Source organism: Methylophilus sp. OH31, assembly GCF_000576615.1.
GTDB lineage: Bacteria > Pseudomonadota > Gammaproteobacteria > Burkholderiales > Methylophilaceae > Methylophilus.
The window spans coordinates 123,777-142,054 of record NZ_BAUS01000010.1 but is presented as its reverse complement, the minus strand read 5'-3'; the positions used below and the strand labels follow the sequence as shown (position 1 = coordinate 142,054).

Annotated in this window: 16 protein-coding genes; 6 read left to right on the top strand and 10 right to left on the bottom strand. The window is 51.5% G+C overall.

The genetic code is table 11. The annotated features are described in order from the left end of the window. Positions 1-21: 21 nt before the first annotated feature. From OH31_RS12220 to OH31_RS12205, 4 genes are all read right to left on the bottom strand, one after another. Positions 22-678, bottom strand: coding sequence for a protein-L-isoaspartate O-methyltransferase (locus OH31_RS12220; protein ID WP_024930951.1), 657 nt, complete (start codon positions 676-678; stop codon positions 22-24). A 181-nt stretch (positions 679-859) separates the two neighbouring features. Then, on the bottom strand, positions 860-3,997 hold the full coding sequence (locus OH31_RS12215; protein WP_024930950.1) for an efflux RND transporter permease subunit: 3,138 nt from the start codon (positions 3,995-3,997) through the stop codon (positions 860-862). After that, positions 3,997-5,082 (bottom strand): efflux RND transporter periplasmic adaptor subunit, encoded by a 1,086-nt coding sequence (locus OH31_RS12210; RefSeq protein ID WP_024930949.1) that lies wholly within the window; start codon positions 5,080-5,082, stop codon positions 3,997-3,999. Before OH31_RS12210 ends, OH31_RS12215 begins: the two co-directional genes overlap by 1 nt. Then, positions 5,075-5,713 carry a TetR/AcrR family transcriptional regulator gene (locus OH31_RS12205; protein WP_024930948.1) on the bottom strand — a complete coding sequence of 213 codons (639 nt, stop codon included), beginning with the start codon at positions 5,711-5,713 and terminating at the stop codon, positions 5,075-5,077. The genes OH31_RS12210 and OH31_RS12205 overlap by 8 nt, the downstream gene beginning before the upstream one ends. Before the next feature lie 249 nt (positions 5,714-5,962). On the opposite strand from OH31_RS12205, the gene OH31_RS12195 reads away from it, so the two are divergent. Further along, on the top strand, positions 5,963-6,367 hold the full coding sequence (locus OH31_RS12195) for a DoxX family protein (RefSeq protein WP_024930947.1): 405 nt from the start codon (positions 5,963-5,965) through the stop codon (positions 6,365-6,367). Between the two features lie 27 nt (positions 6,368-6,394). Here OH31_RS12195 and OH31_RS12190 read toward each other — a convergent pair whose 3' ends face one another. Next, positions 6,395-7,276, bottom strand: coding sequence for a LysR family transcriptional regulator (locus OH31_RS12190; RefSeq protein ID WP_024930946.1), 882 nt, complete (start codon positions 7,274-7,276; stop codon positions 6,395-6,397). A 172-nt stretch (positions 7,277-7,448) separates the two neighbouring features. Here OH31_RS12190 and OH31_RS12185 point away from each other — a divergent pair, with 172 nt between their 5' ends. Next, complete coding sequence (locus OH31_RS12185) at positions 7,449-7,838, top strand: DoxX family protein (RefSeq protein ID WP_024930945.1); 390 nt, start codon at positions 7,449-7,451, stop codon at positions 7,836-7,838. 20 nt (positions 7,839-7,858) lie between these two features. Continuing rightward, on the top strand, positions 7,859-8,659 hold the full coding sequence (locus OH31_RS12180) for a class III extradiol ring-cleavage dioxygenase (RefSeq protein WP_024930944.1): 801 nt from the start codon (positions 7,859-7,861) through the stop codon (positions 8,657-8,659). On the opposite strand, the gene OH31_RS12175 is transcribed toward OH31_RS12180, so the two are convergent. Together OH31_RS12175 and OH31_RS12170 are read right to left on the bottom strand one after the other, a co-directional pair. Beyond that, entirely contained in the window at positions 8,651-10,009 is a 1,359-nt protein-coding gene (locus tag OH31_RS12175; protein ID WP_024930943.1) for a sigma-54 dependent transcriptional regulator, read from the bottom strand. The genes OH31_RS12180 and OH31_RS12175 overlap by 9 nt on opposite strands. 2 nt (positions 10,010-10,011) lie before the next feature. After that, on the bottom strand, positions 10,012-11,640 hold the full coding sequence (locus OH31_RS12170) for a sensor histidine kinase (RefSeq protein ID WP_024930942.1): 1,629 nt from the start codon (positions 11,638-11,640) through the stop codon (positions 10,012-10,014). Between the two features lie 94 nt (positions 11,641-11,734). Here OH31_RS12170 and OH31_RS12165 point away from each other — a divergent pair, with 94 nt between their 5' ends. Further along, positions 11,735-12,757, top strand: a complete 1,023-nt coding sequence (locus tag OH31_RS12165) for a hypothetical protein (RefSeq protein ID WP_024930941.1) — start codon at positions 11,735-11,737, stop codon at positions 12,755-12,757. Beyond that, positions 12,757-13,242: a hypothetical protein gene (locus tag OH31_RS12160; RefSeq protein WP_024930940.1), complete on the top strand. Its 486-nt coding sequence runs from the start codon at positions 12,757-12,759 to the stop codon at positions 13,240-13,242. Before OH31_RS12165 ends, OH31_RS12160 begins: the two co-directional genes overlap by 1 nt. Here the strand turns inward: OH31_RS12160 and OH31_RS12155 are convergent. The 3 genes from OH31_RS12155 to cptA are packed head-to-tail and all read right to left on the bottom strand — an operon-like array spanning position 13,239 to position 17,283. Beyond that, complete coding sequence (locus OH31_RS12155) at positions 13,239-14,918, bottom strand: phosphoethanolamine transferase (protein ID WP_024930939.1); 1,680 nt, start codon at positions 14,916-14,918, stop codon at positions 13,239-13,241. The genes OH31_RS12160 and OH31_RS12155 overlap by 4 nt on opposite strands. After that, on the bottom strand, positions 14,915-15,610 hold the full coding sequence (locus OH31_RS12150; RefSeq protein ID WP_024930938.1) for a phosphatase PAP2 family protein: 696 nt from the start codon (positions 15,608-15,610) through the stop codon (positions 14,915-14,917). The genes OH31_RS12155 and OH31_RS12150 overlap by 4 nt, the downstream gene beginning before the upstream one ends. Beyond that, complete coding sequence (gene cptA, locus OH31_RS12145) at positions 15,580-17,283, bottom strand: phosphoethanolamine transferase CptA (protein WP_024930937.1); 1,704 nt, start codon at positions 17,281-17,283, stop codon at positions 15,580-15,582. Before cptA ends, OH31_RS12150 begins: the two co-directional genes overlap by 31 nt. A gap of 433 nt (positions 17,284-17,716) precedes the next feature. Between cptA and OH31_RS12140 the strand changes: the two genes are divergently transcribed. Further along, positions 17,717-18,271, top strand: coding sequence for a thermostable hemolysin (locus OH31_RS12140; RefSeq protein ID WP_242402279.1), 555 nt, complete (start codon positions 17,717-17,719; stop codon positions 18,269-18,271). The last annotated feature ends 7 nt before the right edge of the window (positions 18,272-18,278 follow it).

Sequence of the window (18,278 nt, the reverse complement as noted above, 5' to 3'; positions counted from 1 at the left end):
TGGATGTAATGGCTGAGAGGTTTAAAAGCTGAATGCCTGAGCCTGCGGGGCGTTTTGCATTTCTGCCAGGCTGGTTTCAAACAGCACATCCTGTTTGTAACTATGCTCTGCCAGACGCTGAATCAGGGTGGCTTGCATCACTGGTGCCTGACCCAGCACGATCAGCAGGCGTCCGCCGATGCTGAGCTGGTAGCGCACCCCTTCTGGCTCTACCGGGCTCGACGCAGTAAACACAATCGCGTCATAAGGGGCTTGTGATTCGTAGCCGTTGTGGCCGTCTAACTCAATCACCTGCACGTTTTGAATGCCTTGTTTGGTCAGCGATTGCGTCGCTTGTACGCATAACTCGGGGAAGATTTCCAATGCAGTCACTTGTGCGCAATGCTGCGCCATCAGTGCCGCCAGGTAGCCACTGCCGGCGCCTACCAACAACACTTTATCTTTGGCTTGCAGTTGCAGCGCCTGCAAAAAGCGGCCTTCTACTTTGGGGCTGAGCATTTGCTGACCATGTGCCAATGGGATCTCGATATCGGCAAACGCCAGTCCGCGATAGGCTTCCGGGACAAAGGCTTCGCGTGGCATATTGTTTAACGTCGCCAATACTTGCGGGTCCAGCACCTCCCAGGTGCGAATCTGTTGCTCAATCATGTTAAAACGTGCGGTTGCCTGATCTGTCATGTCTTGAATCCCAATGTCGATTATTGATAAGCCGTATTATAGGGCACTTCTATAAATTCAATTTGCGTCGCGATACTGCGTTTCTCATAAAAAATTCTTCCTTACATATAAGCCATATGCGGCGTCATCATTTTTTAATCGCGCCTGGTCTGGCTTAGCCACTTGAGTTTATAAAAATGCCCTAGCGTTTATTGCGCCGTGATTGCATGGTTCTTGCCGTGAATCCGGCCCAGAATGTATACAGTGCGGGCACAAACAAAATGGTCAGGATGGTTGCTGCTGCCAGCCCGCCCATAATCGCTACCGCCATCGGGCCAAAAAACACGCTGCGTGTGAGCGGAATCATGGCCAGGATGGCCGCGGCTGCCGTGAGTACAATCGGCCGGAAGCGACGCACAGTGGATTGCACTACCGCTTGTTCCAGCGAGGCGCCTTCGGCAATATCCTGCTTGATCTGGTCGACCAGGATGACGGAGTTACGCATGATCATGCCGGATAGCGCAATGCTGCCCAGCATAGCAACAAAGCCAAACGGCATATTGAAAATGAGCAGGGCAAAGGTGATGCCTATCATGCCCAGTGGCGCCGTGAGCACCACCAGGATGACGTTAGAAATACTGCGAAGTTGCAACATGAGCAGGGTAAACACCACGGCCAAAAACAGCGGTGCGCCTTTCGCCACCGATGTGGCGCCCTTGGCCGCCTCTTCAATCGCACCACCAGTTTCAACCGTGACCCCGGGAGGAAGTTTTTTCAAAATGGGCGTAATCGCTTGTTGAATTTGAGTAGACACCACCGGCGCCTGCATATTGCCGCGTAAATGCGCACGTACGGTGAGCGAAGGCACACGGTTGCGCCGCCAGATCACGCCCTCTTCAAAACCATGGTCGATATTAGCCACCTGTGCTAGCGGTACGCGCTCGCCACGCTGGCTTAACACTGTTAATTGCGCCAGTTGTGATAGCTGGGCATGTTGTTCATTGCTGCTGCGCATGACCAGGTCTATGCGCTCGTTGCCTTCCCTGAATTCGCTGACTACCTGCTCGAAGTATTGCGTATTCAGCAATTGCGCAATGTCTGTCGAATTTACACCTAACAACCTGGCTTTGTGCTGGTCGATATCGACATGAATCACTTTGCTAGGTTCTTCCCAGCCCAGCTGCACGTTGCGCAAATGCGGGTTGGCGCGCATGGCATCGGCAATTTTGTGTGCAACCTCACGAATCGCTGGCAGGTTTTGCCCATCCACCCGGAACTGTACCGGGAAGCCCACTGGTGGACCATTTTCCAGGCGCAACACAGAACCGCGTAATTGCGGAAAATCGTGTTCAAACAGTGCCAGCAGATCGTTGCGCAGCGCCTCGCGCTGCGCCAGGCTATTGGTCAGGATCACCAGTTGGGCAAAGGCACGATGTGGCAATTGCACATCCAGCGGCAGGTAGTAGCGTGGCGCACCCGAGCCCACGTAAGACACCACGTTTTGCAGTGCGCCATGCTGTTTCTGCCAGTTTTGCAGCCATTGTTCCAGTTGGCTGACGGCCGCATCGGTAGACTGGTCGCTGGCGTTTTCGGCCAGGCGTAAATCAACCACAACCTCAAGCCGGGTGGAGTCTGGAAAGAACTGTTGCTGCACCTTGCCGAAGCTCAACATGGCCACCACAAACAGGGCAATCGTGGCCAGAATGACGCTGCCCTTGTGCTGTACACACCAGGCGACAATGCCTTGTAGTCGCAGGTAAAACCTTGTTTCATAGAGTGATGCCGGATGGTGAGCACTTGCTTCGCTGTGGGGGTGCTTGGCCTTGGGTAGCAAATGATAGCCAAGGAACGGAATCACAATGACCGCGGCGATCCACGACAGTGTCAGTGCAATAGCCGAGACCTGGAAAATAGAGCGGGTGTATTCGCCAGTCGACGATACGGCGGTGGCAATCGGCAAGAAGCCCGCCACCGTGACCAGTGTGCCGGTCAGCATGGGCATGGCGGTCGAGGTATAGGCAAACGATGCGGCTTGCATGCGGTCCCAGCCTTGCTCCATTTTGGCAGCCATCATTTCAACCGCGATAATCGCGTCATCCACTAGCAGGCCGAGTGCCAGGATCAGCGCGCCCAGCGAGATTTTGTGTAAGCCGATGTCCAGCCAGTCCATGAACAGAAAGGTGCCTGCCAGCACAATGGGAATCGCCACTGCGACCACAATGCCGGTGCGCCAGCCCAGTGAGAGCAGGCTCACGGCCAGCACGATAATCAGCGCTTCGCTGAGCGAGCGTACAAAATCTTGTACCGAGTGTTGCACGATATCCGGTTGCGAGGTGACCAGTTGTAGCTGCACGCCTAGTGGTAATTGCTTTTGTACGCTGGTGATGGTGTGCTGCATGGCTTTGCCCAGGGCGATGACGTCGCCGCCCTGTTGCATGCTGACGCCAATCAGCAAAGCCGAGGTGCCGTTAAAGTGGATACGCTGTGCGGGCGGATTGGCATAACCATGTCTGATGGTGGCGATATCTCCCAGGGTCAGGTTCTGGTTGCCTGCCCTGATCGGGAACTGGCGCAGGTCTTCCAGGGTTTGTAAGCGACCACTCACATTCAGCCGGATTCTTTCCGGGCCTGTATCGAAAGTGCCTGCGCCTGTGACTGCGTTTTGCTGTTGCAGCAGTTGCGCTAATTGCGCCGGACTGATGCCCAGGGAAGTCAGTTTCTGGTTGGAAATTTCAATGATGATTTTTTGTGGCTGCTCGCCAAATAAATCCACTTTTTCTACATCGGGCAATTTGAGCAGGCGCGCCCGCACCCATTCGGCTTGTCGTTTCAATTGCTGTGGATTGAGACCATCTGCCGTGATGGCGTACATGGTGCCGTAGACATCGCTGAATTCGTCATTGAAGGTCAGGCTTTGCAGGTCGCTGGGGAAAGTGTGGCGGATATCACCGATTTTTTTGCGTACCTGATACCACAACTCCGGGATTTTCTCTGAGAACGTATTGTCACGAATAACGATAAACACCACCGATTCGCCGGGCCGGGAGTAGCTACTGGTGTAGTCAATAGACGGGATTTCTTGCAGCTTTTTCTCGATTTTGTCTGTGACCTGCTGCTCGACTTCCTGGGCTGATGCGCCAGGCCAGCTGCTGCGAATCAGCATGACTTTGAACGTGAACGGTGGGTCTTCGGACTGGCCAAGGTGTGTGTAGGCAAAGATGCCGCCTAGCAATGTCAGCACGATAAAGTACAGCACCAGTGCCTGGTTTTTAAGTGCCCAGGTCGACAGGTTGAAGCCTGGTGTGGCTTGCGCTTCGTCACTGTGGTGTGGCGTGCTCATTAGCGCAATACCTCTTGGCCGGGCGTGACAGGTTGCACCAGCATGCCTTCGGTCAGCGTATGGATGCCGATGGTGGCGATGGTTTCCTGTGCCTGCAAGCCGCTGGTAATCTCGATGCCGCTTTCTGTGAGTGTGCCTGTGGTCACCTGGCGCAGATGGGCCTGGTGCTTGGCGTCAATCACCCACACACTGGCCTGCTCGCCATGGCGGGTGACTGCGGTGCTAGGTACGATTAAGGTTTGCGCTGTCGTGGCTTGCTCAAAGCTCACTTGTGCCGTCATGCCCAGTTTGATGCGCGGATCGCTATTGAGTAATTGAATACGCAGGTCAAACGCATGCGTTTGACTATTGGCCGCAGGCGAGATTTCACGGATGCGCCCTTGGTAGGTTTGCGGCACATCATTCAGGCTGATGCGCGCGCTATTGCCCACATGCAGGCTATCTATCAGTGTTTCAGGCACTGCAATCAGAATTTCCAGCGTCTGCAAATCATAAATTTGCGCAATGGTTTGCCCGGCGGCTACTACTTGGCCCGGCTCGGCCTGAATCATGCCGATGACGCCAGAACGGTCGGCTAGCAGTTGCGTGTAGCCAGTCTGGTGCTGGCTGACTGCGGCTTGCGACTGGGTTTGTGCCAGGCGTGCCTGCGCTGTCTTCACCTGGGTTTCGTAACTATCCAGTGCAGATTTTGAAATAAATGTTTGGCTGTATAACTGCTGGCGCCGCGCCAGTTCAGCTTGTGCCAATGCCAGGTTGGCCTGAGCGGTCTGCACTTCGGCATTGGCAGCCTGTGCATTTAAACGGCTGTCGTTCGGGTCTAGCTGCGCGATCAGCTGGCCTTTTTTTACCAGCTCTCCGACGTTGACTGCGCGGGCAGTAATCTTGCCTGCAATACGAAAACCGATGTTGGACTCGTAGCGTGACTTCACTTCACCGGTATAACTGGCCGCAGCGTGCGTGCCGCTGTTGCCGACGGACATGACCCAGACCGGGCGCGGTGCCGCGGCTTCTTCAGGTGCCTGGTGGCAAGCACTCACGAGTAAGGCAAGGCAGGTGCTGCAGACAATAATGAATGATTTATGCATGCGGAGATTCTTTCATTAATCCATGCAAGCACATCTCCAACATGGCTTGCATACGGGACTCAAGGGGGCGCCAATTGATCCAGGCATCATCTGCCAGGTTGATTTGCAGTGCACATAAGCCATGCATGGCCGCCCATACCGTTTGTGCGATCAGTGCCGGGTCGGTCAGGGTGGGCTTGAACACGCCTGCATGCCAGGCGCTGGTCACCACGCCTATCAGTTGCGAATAGGCATCCTGCTCAGGGTTGTTTTGTTCAATGCTGGAAAATGCAGGATCGCAAGGAGGATGCTGGGTCATCATCATCATGCGGTAATGGTTGGGGTTGGTCAGCGCAAATTGCACATAATGCTGCCCGAATTGCACAAAGCGCTGTAGCGGATCGCTGATGCTGAGCGTGGATTTTAAGGCTTGCGCCAGTTTGATCACATCCGCATCCACCACCGCTCTTAGTAACTGCTCTTTATCGCTAAAATAAAGGTAAAGGCTGGTGGCTGAATAGCCCACGCGTTGTGCCACGGCACGCATGGTGACGGCTTCTACACCCTGGTGAATAAACAGCTCTCTCGCCGCATCCATAATGGCGATGCGCACGGTCTGTTTTTCAGCGTCAGTTTTAACCTTGGGAGGCATTCAGCGGTTTTATTTATAAAAATAACATCGTTAACTTAACACTGTTATTTTTAAATGTCAAATCATGCTGGTGTTTCTGCGCGGAATGGTGCAGAGTAACATATGTGATACACCGGTAGCCAGAAGCGGGGCTGAGTCGCTGGGTAAATCAATGCGGCAGCAGTTTGTCACCGGCATGCATCATACCGATGCCTGTAGCGCCCATCGGGCGATAGGCAACGCGTTCAAACATGACAAGGAGCGATCAGTATGAATGTACGGCAGCGTTGGGTCAGTTTTGCAGGGCGGGTTTTGTTGTCTCTGATTTTTATTATTAGTGGCATTGCCAAGATCATGGATCCGGCAGGCACCATTGCTTATATAGAAAGTGCGCACCTGCCCTTACCGCAAGTGGCTTATGTGGTGGCACTGATAGTCGAGTTAGGCTTGGGCATTGCTTTACTGGTTGGCTTTAAAGCGCAATTGGCCGCAGCAGGGATTGCCATTTTTACCTTTATCACCGCATTGATGTTTCACAGCAATATGGCTGATCCAGTGCAGGTCATAATGTTTCTGAAAAACACCACCATTATTGGCGGTTTGTTGGTGATCATCGCATTTGGCCCTGGTGGCTACAGTGTGGATGGCGGCAAGCACGTGGTGTTAATGGAATAAGGTTTCGTCATTGCGGCTGCCAGCGACTCAGGCAGCCGTTGCTTGGAACCAGTGGCGCAAATGCTCGATCAAGGCCAGTGCATTAGCTGACACCTGTTTGTGGTAAGGATACATGGCATAAATGCCCGCGCGCTGCATGCGGTATTCTGCTAATACCTCAACCAGGCGCCCCTCTTGCAAATCTTCCAGTACATAAAAGGCCGGTAAGCCGGTAATGCCAAGTCCGGCGACGGCGGCATCACGCAATACTTCTCCGTGGTTTGATTTTAAGCGCGCCTGAATCGGGATGCGGTGTATCTGGTCGTTTTCGCTAAACAGCCACTCGCTGGCCCGGTGCGTTAAGCAGGCATGTTTGGAGAGCGACTGCGGCGAAGTGGGTACGCCATAGCGTGTGATGTACTCCGGGCTGCAGCAATAGCACATTGCCGCATCTTCCAGCTTACGTGCCACCATGCCTTCTTCGGGCTGGTCGGTCACGCGTATCACCATATCATAGCCTTCGCTAATCATATCCACATGCCGGTTATCTGCATCCAGCCAGACATCCACCAGGGGATGTTGTTGCATAAACGCAGTGAGGGCAGGCGCCAGCCGCAAGTTGGCATAAGACAGCGGCACAGACATTTTAAGCAGTCCACGCAACTCGTCCGAGCGATTACTGATTTCGAGTTCAGCATCGTGAATAGCTTGCAGGATTTGTTGCGCGCGCTGGAAAAATACTTTGCCGGTTTCTGTTGGCGACAGTTTGCGGGTCGTGCGTAACAACAAGCGCACGCCTAATCTGGCCTCCAGCGCAATGATGCGGCGGCTGACTAGTTGCTTGGAGATGCCAAGCGCGTGCGCCGCACTGGTGAAATTGCCGTGTTTGACCACCTCCACAAAAAAGTGCATTTCCTCTAATGAAGCCATTGATTGTCAACCTATATGAGACAGTTTTACTATTATGCGTGGGATTATCATTTTTTTGTTTCAGGAATACAATGCCATTCATCAGCCAAATAACGGCAGTACACATTTTCTCAGGGAAATGTGCGATGTGCGGCTGATCATCGCATCGCACAACCACAACAAGGAGTACAACATGAACGCAATCCAATCCGCAGCCAGTGTGGCTGGTCGTATTTTGTTATCACAGATTTTTATTATCAGCGGCTTGAGTAAGGCAGCGAATCCGGCTGGCACCATTGGCTATATTCAAAGTGTAGGCGCGCCATTGCCAGAGGTAGCGTATGCGATTGCCTTGTTTGTAGAGCTAGTGCTTGGCATTGCTTTGCTGGTGGGCTACAAAACGCGTTTGGCCGCGGCTGGCATAGCCGTGTTTACTGTCGCCACGGCATTTATGTTCCACAATAACCTGGCCGATCAAATGCAGCAGATCATGTTCCTGAAAAATCTGACCATTGTTGGTGGCTTACTGATGGTGGTGGCATTTGGCGCGGGTGCGTTTAGCCTGGATAACCGTCGCCGTTAATATAGGCGGAGTGTATTCATATGACGACCTTGTTTGTGTCACATGGTGCGCCAACGCTGGCGATCGAACCGGGTAACACCGGCGAGATGCTGGCCGAGGTGGCCGCCGCCTTGCCCAGGCCGGATGCTATCCTGGTCGTCTCTGCCCACTGGGATACGCGCGTACCGACAGTCAGCCTGGCGAACCAGCCGGAAACCATTCATGATTTTGCCGGCTTTCCGCCAGCGTTGTATGCAAAGCAATACCCGGCACCGGGCGCACCAGCATTGGCACAACAGGTAGCGGCATTGTTGCAAGCGCAGGATATTGCGGCGCAAGCGCATCCACAGCGCGGACTGGATCATGGGGCGTGGGTGCCGCTGATGCTGATGTACCCGGCGGCAGATATTCCGGTGACGCAGTTGTCGATTCAAAGTCGTAGCACGCCAGCTGAACAGTTTGCGCTGGGCAGGGCGTTGCAGGGCCTGCATGAGCAAAATGTGCTGATTTTAGCCTCAGGCGCCATTACGCATAATTTGTCAGACTTTTTTACGGCTGACAGAAATGCCGCCCCTTTGCCCTATGTGTTGCCTTTTGCCGACTGGATGGCTGAACGTATTCAAACGCAACAATGGCAACACATGTTCAATTACCGTGCTGAGTGTCCACAAGGGAGTCAGGCGCATCCGAGTGAAGACCACTTGATGCCATTGTTTGTCGCGGCGGGCAGTGCCACTGGTGAGGCCATACGTTTTACGCCAGAAAACACTTATGGTATTTTGGCCATGGATGCTTATCTTTGGGCGACTAACGGGGTCGGTATCGATAAGCCGCTAGCGTAAACCGTATTGGTTTAATTTATTCCAGAGTGAGCGCTCGCTGATCTCTAATAGCTTGGCTGCCTTGGTTTTGTTGCCCTGACAATCATCAAGGGCTTGTAGGATCAGGCGACGTTCAATCGCCTCTGTCGCGCGTGGAATAGACAGATTATTATTGTCAGTGGCCAACGGACTGGACTCTGTGTTTACCGGTATCAGCTGTTGTGCAATATCGGCAGGCAAGTGTTGCTGTTGTATCGTCTGGCTGCCAGCCAGAATCGCGGCGCGTTCCAGAATGTTTTCCAGTTCGCGCACATTGCCTGGCCATTGATATTGCTGCAAGCTCAAGCGCGCACTTTCGCTAAGCTGGCTTTGGCGTTTGCCTAGAAAATAGTCAGCCAGCAGGCTCACATCTTCGCCGCGCTCACGTAGCGGCGGAATCTGTAGTTGAATCACATTCAGACGGTAATAGACATCTTCGCGTAGCTTGCCCTCTTTGACCGCTTGCAAGGGGTCACGGTTGGTGGCGGCGACGACGCGCACGTCCAGCGCAATCTGCCGGTTACCCCCTAGTTTTTCGACGACGTTTTCCTGCAGCACGCGCAAAAGTTTGGACTGTAACTGGATAGGCATTTCTGTGATTTCATCCAGGAACAGGGTGCCGCCATTGGCCAGTTCAAATTTGCCGACCCGCTCTTTTACTGCCCCGGTAAATGCGCCTTTCTCGTGCCCGAACAATTCAGATTCCAGAATATCGACCGGGATCGCCGCACAGTTCACCGCCACGAATAATTCTGACTTGCGCGAGGAGGCGTCGTGCAATGCTTTGGCCACCAGTTCTTTACCCGTGCCAGTTTCACCAACAATAAATACCGTCGCCCGTTCTGGCGCCACTTGCTGAATCATCTGCTTGAGCGATTGCATGGGTGCACTATTGCCAATGAGGCCGGTGACAGGCGGTTGGCTGCTTTCCTTTAGAAACGTGTTTTCGATCTGGATACGATTCACCGCCAGGGCTTTCTGGATAGCGATTTCCAGGGTTTCTAGTTCAAACGGCCGCAGAATATAATCGCTGGCGCCCAGTTTCATGGCTTCAACAGCGGTTTTAATTTCGCCTTGCGCCGTCACCATGATAAATGGCAACTGTTCATATTGTTTGCGGATGGCACTCAGCAATTGCAAACCACTCATGCCAGGCATGTGCAGGTCGCTCACCACCAGGTCAATTTGCTGTTGCTGTATGAGTTCCAGTGCTTCGCGGCCATTGCCCGCAGACAGCGCCCGGTAGCCCGCCTGGCGCAGGCTGATTTCCAGCAGTCTGCGCATATGCGGTTCGTCATCGACAGCCAAAATAGTGTGTTGCGGGGTGGACATGGTTATGCAGTCGCTAACGGAAGTGATAAGTTAAATTGGGCCCCTTGCCAAGGGCTGGTGCTATAGTTGATTGTACCATCGTGCGCTTCGATGATTTGCTTCACCACGGCTAGCCCGAGGCCAACGCCGCCAGCGCGTTGGGTAAAAAAGGCTTCAAATAAATGCCCTTGCTGTGCAGGCGGGACACCAGGGCCATCATCTGCCACCGCAATATGGGCACACTTTGCATCTGCTGATAGTTGCAGCTGAATGCGCCCGCCCTCCGGCAAAATCTGAATCGCATTCATGAGCAAGTTGACCAGCACTTGTGTCATCTGGTCCTGGTCTGCCTCAATGATGACCGGCTGCGCGGCTTGTAGTGTGAGGGTAATTTGCTTTGCCTGCGCCGGTTTTTGTAGCATGGCGACGACATGCTGCAAGTGCGCTTGCAGGTCCAGCGGGATTTTATTCGGCAGCCGCGGGCGGGCAGCATCAATCAGGGCGCTGACCAGTTTATTCAGGCGTTCGGTTTCTGAAATAATAAAACCAAGCACTTCGCGACCATCTTCACTCAGTTGCGCCTCCCTGAGCAGCACATCAGCCGACGAGCGCATGATGCCCAGTGGTGTTCTCACTTCATGACTCATGGCCGCGGCCATTTCTCCTACCACGGCTAATTTGGCAGCGCGGGTCAGTTGCTGCTCTGACTCCGCTAAGTCTGCAGCCATTTTGGTATAAGTCTGATGAAGGGCCTGCACTTCGGCCGGACCACTGAGTGGGGGAATCACCACATTGGGTTGCCGCAACTGCTTTACGAAACGGATAAGATCTTCGAGTGGCTGTGTAATCCGTTTGGCTATCGGCCTGACCAGAATCAGTGAGAAAAACAGGATGGTCACTAATAGCGTCAAGAAAATAAGTCCTAGCCGATGTACGGGTGCGACGGCAACATCATGTTCTTTATTGAGTTTTATCGCCCAGCCATGGATAGGTAATGTACTTTGTATCGGCACGTGGGTATGCAGGCCAAGCCGTTGTTGTGTCCAGTTTTTGGACTGAGCCAAGAAGCGCTGATTTTCGTCCATGAGTGCCAGAGTCGTCGCATGTTGGGCGGCATGGTCCAGCAAGTCCTGTATCACTGACCAGCTAAATGTGGCAATAAGATGGCCGATCGGTTGTCGTGTGATATTGGAAAAAACCGGCGTAGAAATCATCAGTTGATCATTCTGCAAATGGTAGATGGTGATGGGGTGGCCGTCATCTGTGAACGAAAACCAGACCGGTGGGCTAAAAAGCGGCTGGCTGATGCGTTGCGGGTTGCTGGATGAGATGATGGTTGATTGCAGGTCCACCACGTCAATGGACACATATTGTGCAGCATAACTTTTACGTGTTTCTGCCAGAAAGATAGACAGACGCTTGTCGATGTCGCCAATTTGCATATCTTGCATGATGGCTAGCTGGCTCCAGCTGCGCACGTTTTGCACGCGTTCAAACAGCACCCTGTCAATGTGCTCGCCAACGGCTTTACCTGTGGTTTGCAGGTCATGTTTGATCTCTGTGCGTAAGGCCGTGCGAGCCTGGTAGAAACTCAGCACACTGACCAGCAGCGCGGGCAGTAGCCCGGCCAGCAAAAATGCGATCAGTAGCATTTTTCGTATGGTGAGAGGTGCGTGTTCAGGCATGGAGTATGAGAAAATAACGACTTAATTATAGGCGTTGTACTAGCTTAATCGGAAAGTGCTTATGTTCACTATTTTATTGCGCTGTGCAGTCAGTGTAATCAGCCTCTGCTTGATGTGCAAGCCGGTGTTTGCGGAAGATGAGTCTTCGCTCTGGGAGGGCTTCCGCATAGGCGGCTACACCAGCGTTGATTTGCATGTTCCACGTACAGAGCCAACCCGGCTGAACTGGAATGAGTTAAGCATGATCGTGACGTGGGACAAAAATACGCGTATCAAGTTTTTCGGGGAGTTGGACCTGGAAAATGTTGCCAGTTATACCCACGCGCAAGGCCTTGATTTCCGGGAAGCCTATATCAACCCGGAGCGCTTATATTTTGACGTGAATTTGCATGAAAAAGCGAATTTACGGATTGGTCGCTTTTTAACGCCATTGGGCCGCTGGAATCAGCTGCATGCCTCACCACTGGTGTGGACGACGAGCCGGCCATTAGCAACAACTGAATTGTTTCCGAGCTTCACCAGTGGTTTGCAATTATTCGGTAATCTGCCTTTTAAAGAGCGTTCGTTAGACTATCAGGTCTATACGGCGATGATGAATTCACAACCAGAAAGCCGCGGTGAAACACAATATAAAGACGCACATGGCGCTCGTATTGCTATCAATAATATTCTCAACCTGAGCGATGAAAACGCCGGATTGAATACCGTAGGCTTGAATGTTTCCAGCTACCGGGATGAAAAACCCAACGGACTCAGGTATCGCCTGGTGGGGTTGGATTTTTTATTGGAGTTTGATCGCTGGGAGTTGAGTGGCGAAACCTATACGCGCAAAGCAGAGCATGGTCAAAATGGAGGTAGCGGCTCATATTTACAAAGTGCGTTTTTAATCAAGAATGATTGGTACTGGATTACCCGCCTGGAAAGTTTGCATCAACCAGACTCCCGGGATGCTGAGCGCTGGGTGCTTGGTGTCACGAAGCGGCTTAAGCCCAACCAGCTGCTTAAATTTGAAATCGTGGGCGGTAGTGGCGAGTATGAAGACGTGCCGCGCGGATTTGCGACTTCATTTGCGATGATGTATTGATGCGTTTTAACGTGCTTAAGTACTGGATTGTGTTGGCTGGTTGCCTGCCCTCATTCGTGATGGCAGAAGAGCCTGTGATCGCGGTGATTGTCTCGGCGCAAGCGGCTTATAGTGTGCCCGTGACGGTCAATGATCTTGCCCCAATTTATTGGCGTAAAAAACTATATGGCAATCAGGGGCGGCCATTGCATCCAGCTAATTTGTCGACGGAGCATCCCTTACGCCAGCGCTTCTCGCAGCAGGTATTGCATAGTAGCCCCAAGGCGCAACTTGGTTACTGGAATGGGCTTTACTTCCAGGGTATTCAACCGCCTTATACTGTGGAGTCGCAAGAAGCCATGATTCGCTATGTGGCTTACACGGAAAGCGCCATTGGCTATATCGAGGCTTGTAAATTGGACGAACGTGTACGCGCTTTAGTGTGGCTCACCGCTAATAAGATACAGAGTGAGCCACCAGTTTTACACTGTGATACTGGTAATTAGTGCGCGTTAACTGGTTTGGGGAGTAGGTGTTTGCGCTGCTCTTCCTGTAACTCCCTGTTTTGCCCCAACCAGCCAAATTCGGCATGGCAGACTTCAGACTTTAATTCATAGGCCGTCAGCAGCGTACAAAACACATCATCATGGCTGAGTGGATAGTTCGCATATTGGGAAATTTGCGGCAATTGATAGTCAAAGTGCTGGCCTACCCACACAATCGCTGGTACATGTGTCTGTTCTTGCGGGGCGATCATGTACGGCGCGGCGTGCAGGTAGATACCATGTTCACCGAGCGACTCGCCATGGTCTGAGACATACAGCATGGCTGTTTCACGGTGGCTATCATATTTCTTCAGAAACTGAATCACTTCCGACAAGAAGTAGTCGGTATACAAAATAGCGTTGTCATATGAGTTGTCAATTTCCTGTTGCGAGCACTCTGACAAACGACCGGTTTTGCAAATCGGCGTGAATTTTTTGAATTCATCCGGATAGCGACGATAGTATTCCGGACCATGGTTGCCCATCTGGTGCAAGACGATCAGGATGTCATGGTCTTTGTTTTTTTCAACAAACTTGTCCAGTCCGCTCAGCATGCCAATATCGCGGCATTCATTGTCGTCACACGCCGGATTGTGCGCCGGGGACTTGAAATCTTCATAAGGGACACGTAGGGCGACACCCTTGGAATCAGAGTTGTTATCTCGCCACAATACCTTGATACCTTGGCGGCTGAGTACATCCAGTGCATTTTCCATATGCAAAGCCTTTTCTTCATCGTAATGCTTTCTGCTCAGCATTGAAAACATGCATGGGACAGACACGCCGGTCGATGTGCCACAAGACGTGACTTGTTTGAAACTTACAACATTTTCTTTCGCCAACCTTGGGTTGGTGAGGCGGGGATAACCATTCAATGAAAAGCGATCAAAACGCGCGGTTTCGCCAACCACCATGATAATCAGTTCATGGTGCTGGCCTTGTTCAACATTGCGCACATCTAATGCCGTTTTTTGTAAGCCGGTGATGTGGTGCGTGAACAGTTTCTGAGAGGTCCACTTAATCAGCGAGTAGTGAAAAAAAGTCGGGTTTGCATACATACGCACCATTTTATGCTCACGAATAAAGGTCGCGTAATCTGCAGAACATGGCATGATCACCAGTACCATGCCCAGCATCAGCAGGCCAATTTGTTTCAGCCTGACGCTGATGGTATCACGCTGGAAAAAGCGGTCCGGTGTTTTCTTGATCAATATCAATGCTGGAATCACACCCAGCAATAACATTTTGATCACGAAGCCCCATGACAACAGCCCCATCACTTCGCGCGTGTCAGTTTTGGCCGCATTGTCCAGCATGATATGGTCAATAATCACGCCAAATTCATCCATGTAGAAGGCCGCCCATGCCGCAGAAACCATGACCGCAGATAACACCCATCGTGCTGACTTCCCGTGACTTAAGAGCATTAACCACAGCGTAATACTAAAGGTAAAAAACAGACTGATGCTGACGATAAATCCTGCGTTATGCGCGTTCCATGGATAAATGTTGAGCAGGTGCTCAAATAAGGCATGGTTGCTGGTGAGCATCAGCCAGAGACTGACGCCCCAGATCAGGCAAATTTGTGGGGTAAATAAAGCACGCGAAATACGCGCGAGTGCTGAAGAAAGACTCATGAAAGACGACTCTTGGAAAAAGTGAATACCATTAATAACCAGCCGCACATTAACCAAAGCGAGGTCAGTGTGTGCGACAAAAAGTGGGCACCCCTTAATTGTTGTGCCCAGCCTAACATAAACCCAACAGCCAGCCCGGCAATGGCTACCAGTAATGCCTTGCGCGGAGCCTGCGGCAACCACAGCAAGCAGAGAGCTGACAACCATACGCCACTGGTGGCATGCCCAGCCGGAAAGCAATGGCCTGCCTGCATGGCAGGGTGGCTACTGAATGTAGGTACCCAGGGCGAGGCACCACCGTAGCGTGCAATATCCCATGGACACGCATGCGGCATTTGATGCTTGAGGCACGAAATCACGACGGCGTTCACTAAGGCGAGCACGGTGATCCAGCGCAACGCGTATATCGTTGATGCTGAAAAGTGCACAGGCAACTTTTCAGACGGCACATAAGCCAGCAGCAATAGCAATATCCAAAAGATGGTCAGTATGGTTTTGGCATAGGTATGCATGACCGTTTCCAGCAAGACATTGTGTTTGAGTGTAAATGCATGCTGATTGACATCGAAGGCGCTGTCTGCAAGCCGGATATCCAGTGACGTGCCATTTGCCAGCCACACAATGATGACCGCTGCGCACAGCCATAGCCACCACAGCCTGATTAATGTTCTGCCAGAGACCCAGGGTTCCATAAAGCTAACTTGTTTGCGTTAAATTGTTGTGTGCCTGGCAAAGGTTTCAATTTGCCAATAAAAGGATCACCGACCAGAATGTTGTCTTGCAAGAAGGCCGTATTGACCAGGCTTTCATCGGCCTTGAAGCCATCGAATGAAAGGCCAACCATGTCGGCAAACGTGTAAATAAAATCTGCGTTGTCATACTGGCGATGGCCTTGTATTCCGGCAAATACCGTATTGCGGTTAAACCAGTCGGTGGAGTGCCAGACCATGAAAGGAATGCTGTACATGGGCAGTGTAGGCGTGGCCTCATTCCTACCTTGAAAGTTGTAGGGTGCACTGTCATACACATCTTCCCCGTGATCCGAGAAGTAGACTAGCAGGCTATGCTGACGCTTGGCTTTCAGGGTTGAAATTAACTGCGACAATATCCAGTCGTTGTAGCGAACTGCATTGTCATAACTGTTAATCTGATCCACCTGCTTGTCATCCATATGAGGGTTAGGCAGGCCCTGGTTAGACTTGAATGTTGCAAAGGTTTTTGGGTAGCGATGGTCATACTTCATATGCGTACCTAGCAGATGCACCACGATTAATTTCTTCTGATGCGGATCCTCCAGGCTTTTGGCAAATGGGGTGAGTACCTTGTCATCAAAACTGAACGCATTTTGCTGGCGTTCATTATTGAGGAAGTATTGCCGATCTGCCTGCTTGGCGAAGGTGGTCAGCATGGTGTTACGACCGGTTAAACTTTGCTGGTTGGTGATCCAGATCGTGAAATACCCCGCCTGCTTCATCATGGCAATCAATGACGGTTTATTTTTATAGTCGTCGGGATGCAGCTGGTCTGCAAATGTCAGGACTTGTTGCAAGCTTTCAATGGTGTTCGGCCGTGGTGAATAAACGTTGTCAAACAACACCAGCTCATCTTTGATTTTGCTAAGCTCGGGATTGGTATCTCTCGGGTAGCCATAAAGGCTCATGTGCAAGCGGGATGTCGATTCGCCAATGACCAGTACCAGTGTGGTTTGCTCTGGTTTGGCTTGTTCGCTAAGGTTTTTTAATGGCGGTATCTTACGCAGGCTCAGGAGAATGTTCTCGACTTCAGCCAGTTGTTTTTGATAGTTGAAGTAACCTAATATCAACTGAAATGGCGCCGTTGCACCAAAGTGCCGGTCTATGCTTTTCGAGGCGAGATGCCAATGCCCATGGAGGGCGTGCTTTACCGGGGATGTCAGGGCCAGCATGATGGCAATGATTGAATAGCTCAGTGCTTTGGTGCGACTGAGCTGGGCTGGTTGCAAGGTGCGCCAGATTTGATAGGGCACCAACAGATACACCAGAAAAACAGCAGCAAACCACCACACAAAGTAATTCTTGAGATACTCCTGTGATTCTGTCTGGTTAGACTCAAACAAAATCATCATTAAACTTTGTGTGAGCTCCTGGCGATAGACCAGAAAATAGGCCAGCCCTGGTAAAGCCAGGCACGCAATGCCTATTCCAATAAAGGCGCTCAGCGAGCGCATCTGGGCAGGTTTCCACCACAAAGGAATCAGCCACAAGGTGGTGATCAGCGCTGCATCTTTAAATCCCTCACCGGTGACGGCGCCAGATATCCATAATAGCAATGGTGTGAGGCCGCTCAATATCAGGAATAGGCCGTAGGCTTTTAAAAATTGATACATAACTTTCTGGGCTTTTAGTTTATAAAACGGCGACGTTTTGAAAATATGGACGGAGCAATGCAATTCATATGCCGTTTCTATAGTGAGCGAGAGTTGTGTTAACTAACTACTTGAATACAATAGTGAAATTATTTTTATGATAGGCTGGGCAAGCATTGTGAAGAGCCGCTTCGACAACACATTATGCAAAAAATGCAGGCTTCATTATGTTGAGGGCGTAAGGTCTCTGCAAAAAATGCAGAGGAGTATGCTTGTTTTTTATTTAAGCAATTGATTTTAATGATAAATATATTTGGCATGCTGTTTGCAGTTAGCTGAACAAGATTGTTTCAGCGAAAGAAATGGCATGCTGCATTCAGAGTCAAGTACACCGTTTTACCATGCATCATCTGCTTATGAATTGAGGAACTTTGCCCAAGCGAAAAGGTATCAAGTGAATGAGATTACGGGTCATTTGGTTGAGCGGGGTGCGCCGTGCCGCCAGGAGGTGGAAGCCTTTATTGCGGCGGTATTTAAGCAGGTGTACGGCGCGCAGGTGAGTCACTTTATGCCACAACTGGTGGCCTTGCGTGATGCCAACGGCATTTTAATGGCCGCGTTTGGCTTGCGTAATGCGGCACAAGAGCGTTTGTTTCTGGAGCAATATCTGGATGAGCCGATTGAGCAACTGATGTCGCGCCAACTCGGCAGAAATATACGCCGCGAAGAAATTACCTGCATAGGCAATCTGGCGGTGGCGAATCCGCGCAATGCCGGTGTGCTGATTGCGCATGTGATTCAACATAGTTTGAGCATGAATTTGCCGTGGGGCGTGGCGACCGCGCATCATAGCCTGCAAAATGGCCTGATTAAAGGCGGTGTCGATTTGTTTCCGCTGGCCATGGCGAACCCTGAACGCTTGAGCGCAGAGGAACGCGCAAAATGGGGCAGTTATTACAAGCATACACCGCAGATTGTGGCGATTCGTGGTGTAGCTGATCCTTTATAAACGCCAA

Coding starts and splice junctions, on each gene's coding strand:
- cptA (WP_024930937.1), bottom strand. CDS start 17,283: ATGTATCAATTTTTAAAAGCCTACGGCCTATTCCTGATATTGAGCGGC.
- OH31_RS12175 (WP_024930943.1), bottom strand. CDS start 10,009: ATGTCCACCCCGCAACACACTATTTTGGCTGTCGATGACGAACCGCAT.
- OH31_RS12210 (WP_024930949.1), bottom strand. CDS start 5,082: ATGCATAAATCATTCATTATTGTCTGCAGCACCTGCCTTGCCTTACTC.
- OH31_RS12160 (WP_024930940.1), top strand. CDS start 12,757: ATGCGTTTTAACGTGCTTAAGTACTGGATTGTGTTGGCTGGTTGCCTG.
- OH31_RS12165 (WP_024930941.1), top strand. CDS start 11,735: ATGTTCACTATTTTATTGCGCTGTGCAGTCAGTGTAATCAGCCTCTGC.
- OH31_RS12220 (WP_024930951.1), bottom strand. CDS start 678: ATGACAGATCAGGCAACCGCACGTTTTAACATGATTGAGCAACAGATT.
- OH31_RS12180 (WP_024930944.1), top strand. CDS start 7,859: ATGACGACCTTGTTTGTGTCACATGGTGCGCCAACGCTGGCGATCGAA.
- OH31_RS12155 (WP_024930939.1), bottom strand. CDS start 14,918: ATGAGTCTTTCTTCAGCACTCGCGCGTATTTCGCGTGCTTTATTTACC.
- OH31_RS12190 (WP_024930946.1), bottom strand. CDS start 7,276: ATGGCTTCATTAGAGGAAATGCACTTTTTTGTGGAGGTGGTCAAACAC.
- OH31_RS12150 (WP_024930938.1), bottom strand. CDS start 15,610: ATGGAACCCTGGGTCTCTGGCAGAACATTAATCAGGCTGTGGTGGCTA.
- OH31_RS12170 (WP_024930942.1), bottom strand. CDS start 11,640: ATGCTACTGATCGCATTTTTGCTGGCCGGGCTACTGCCCGCGCTGCTG.
- OH31_RS12195 (WP_024930947.1), top strand. CDS start 5,963: ATGAATGTACGGCAGCGTTGGGTCAGTTTTGCAGGGCGGGTTTTGTTG.
- OH31_RS12205 (WP_024930948.1), bottom strand. CDS start 5,713: ATGCCTCCCAAGGTTAAAACTGACGCTGAAAAACAGACCGTGCGCATC.
- OH31_RS12215 (WP_024930950.1), bottom strand. CDS start 3,997: ATGAGCACGCCACACCACAGTGACGAAGCGCAAGCCACACCAGGCTTC.
- OH31_RS12185 (WP_024930945.1), top strand. CDS start 7,449: ATGAACGCAATCCAATCCGCAGCCAGTGTGGCTGGTCGTATTTTGTTA.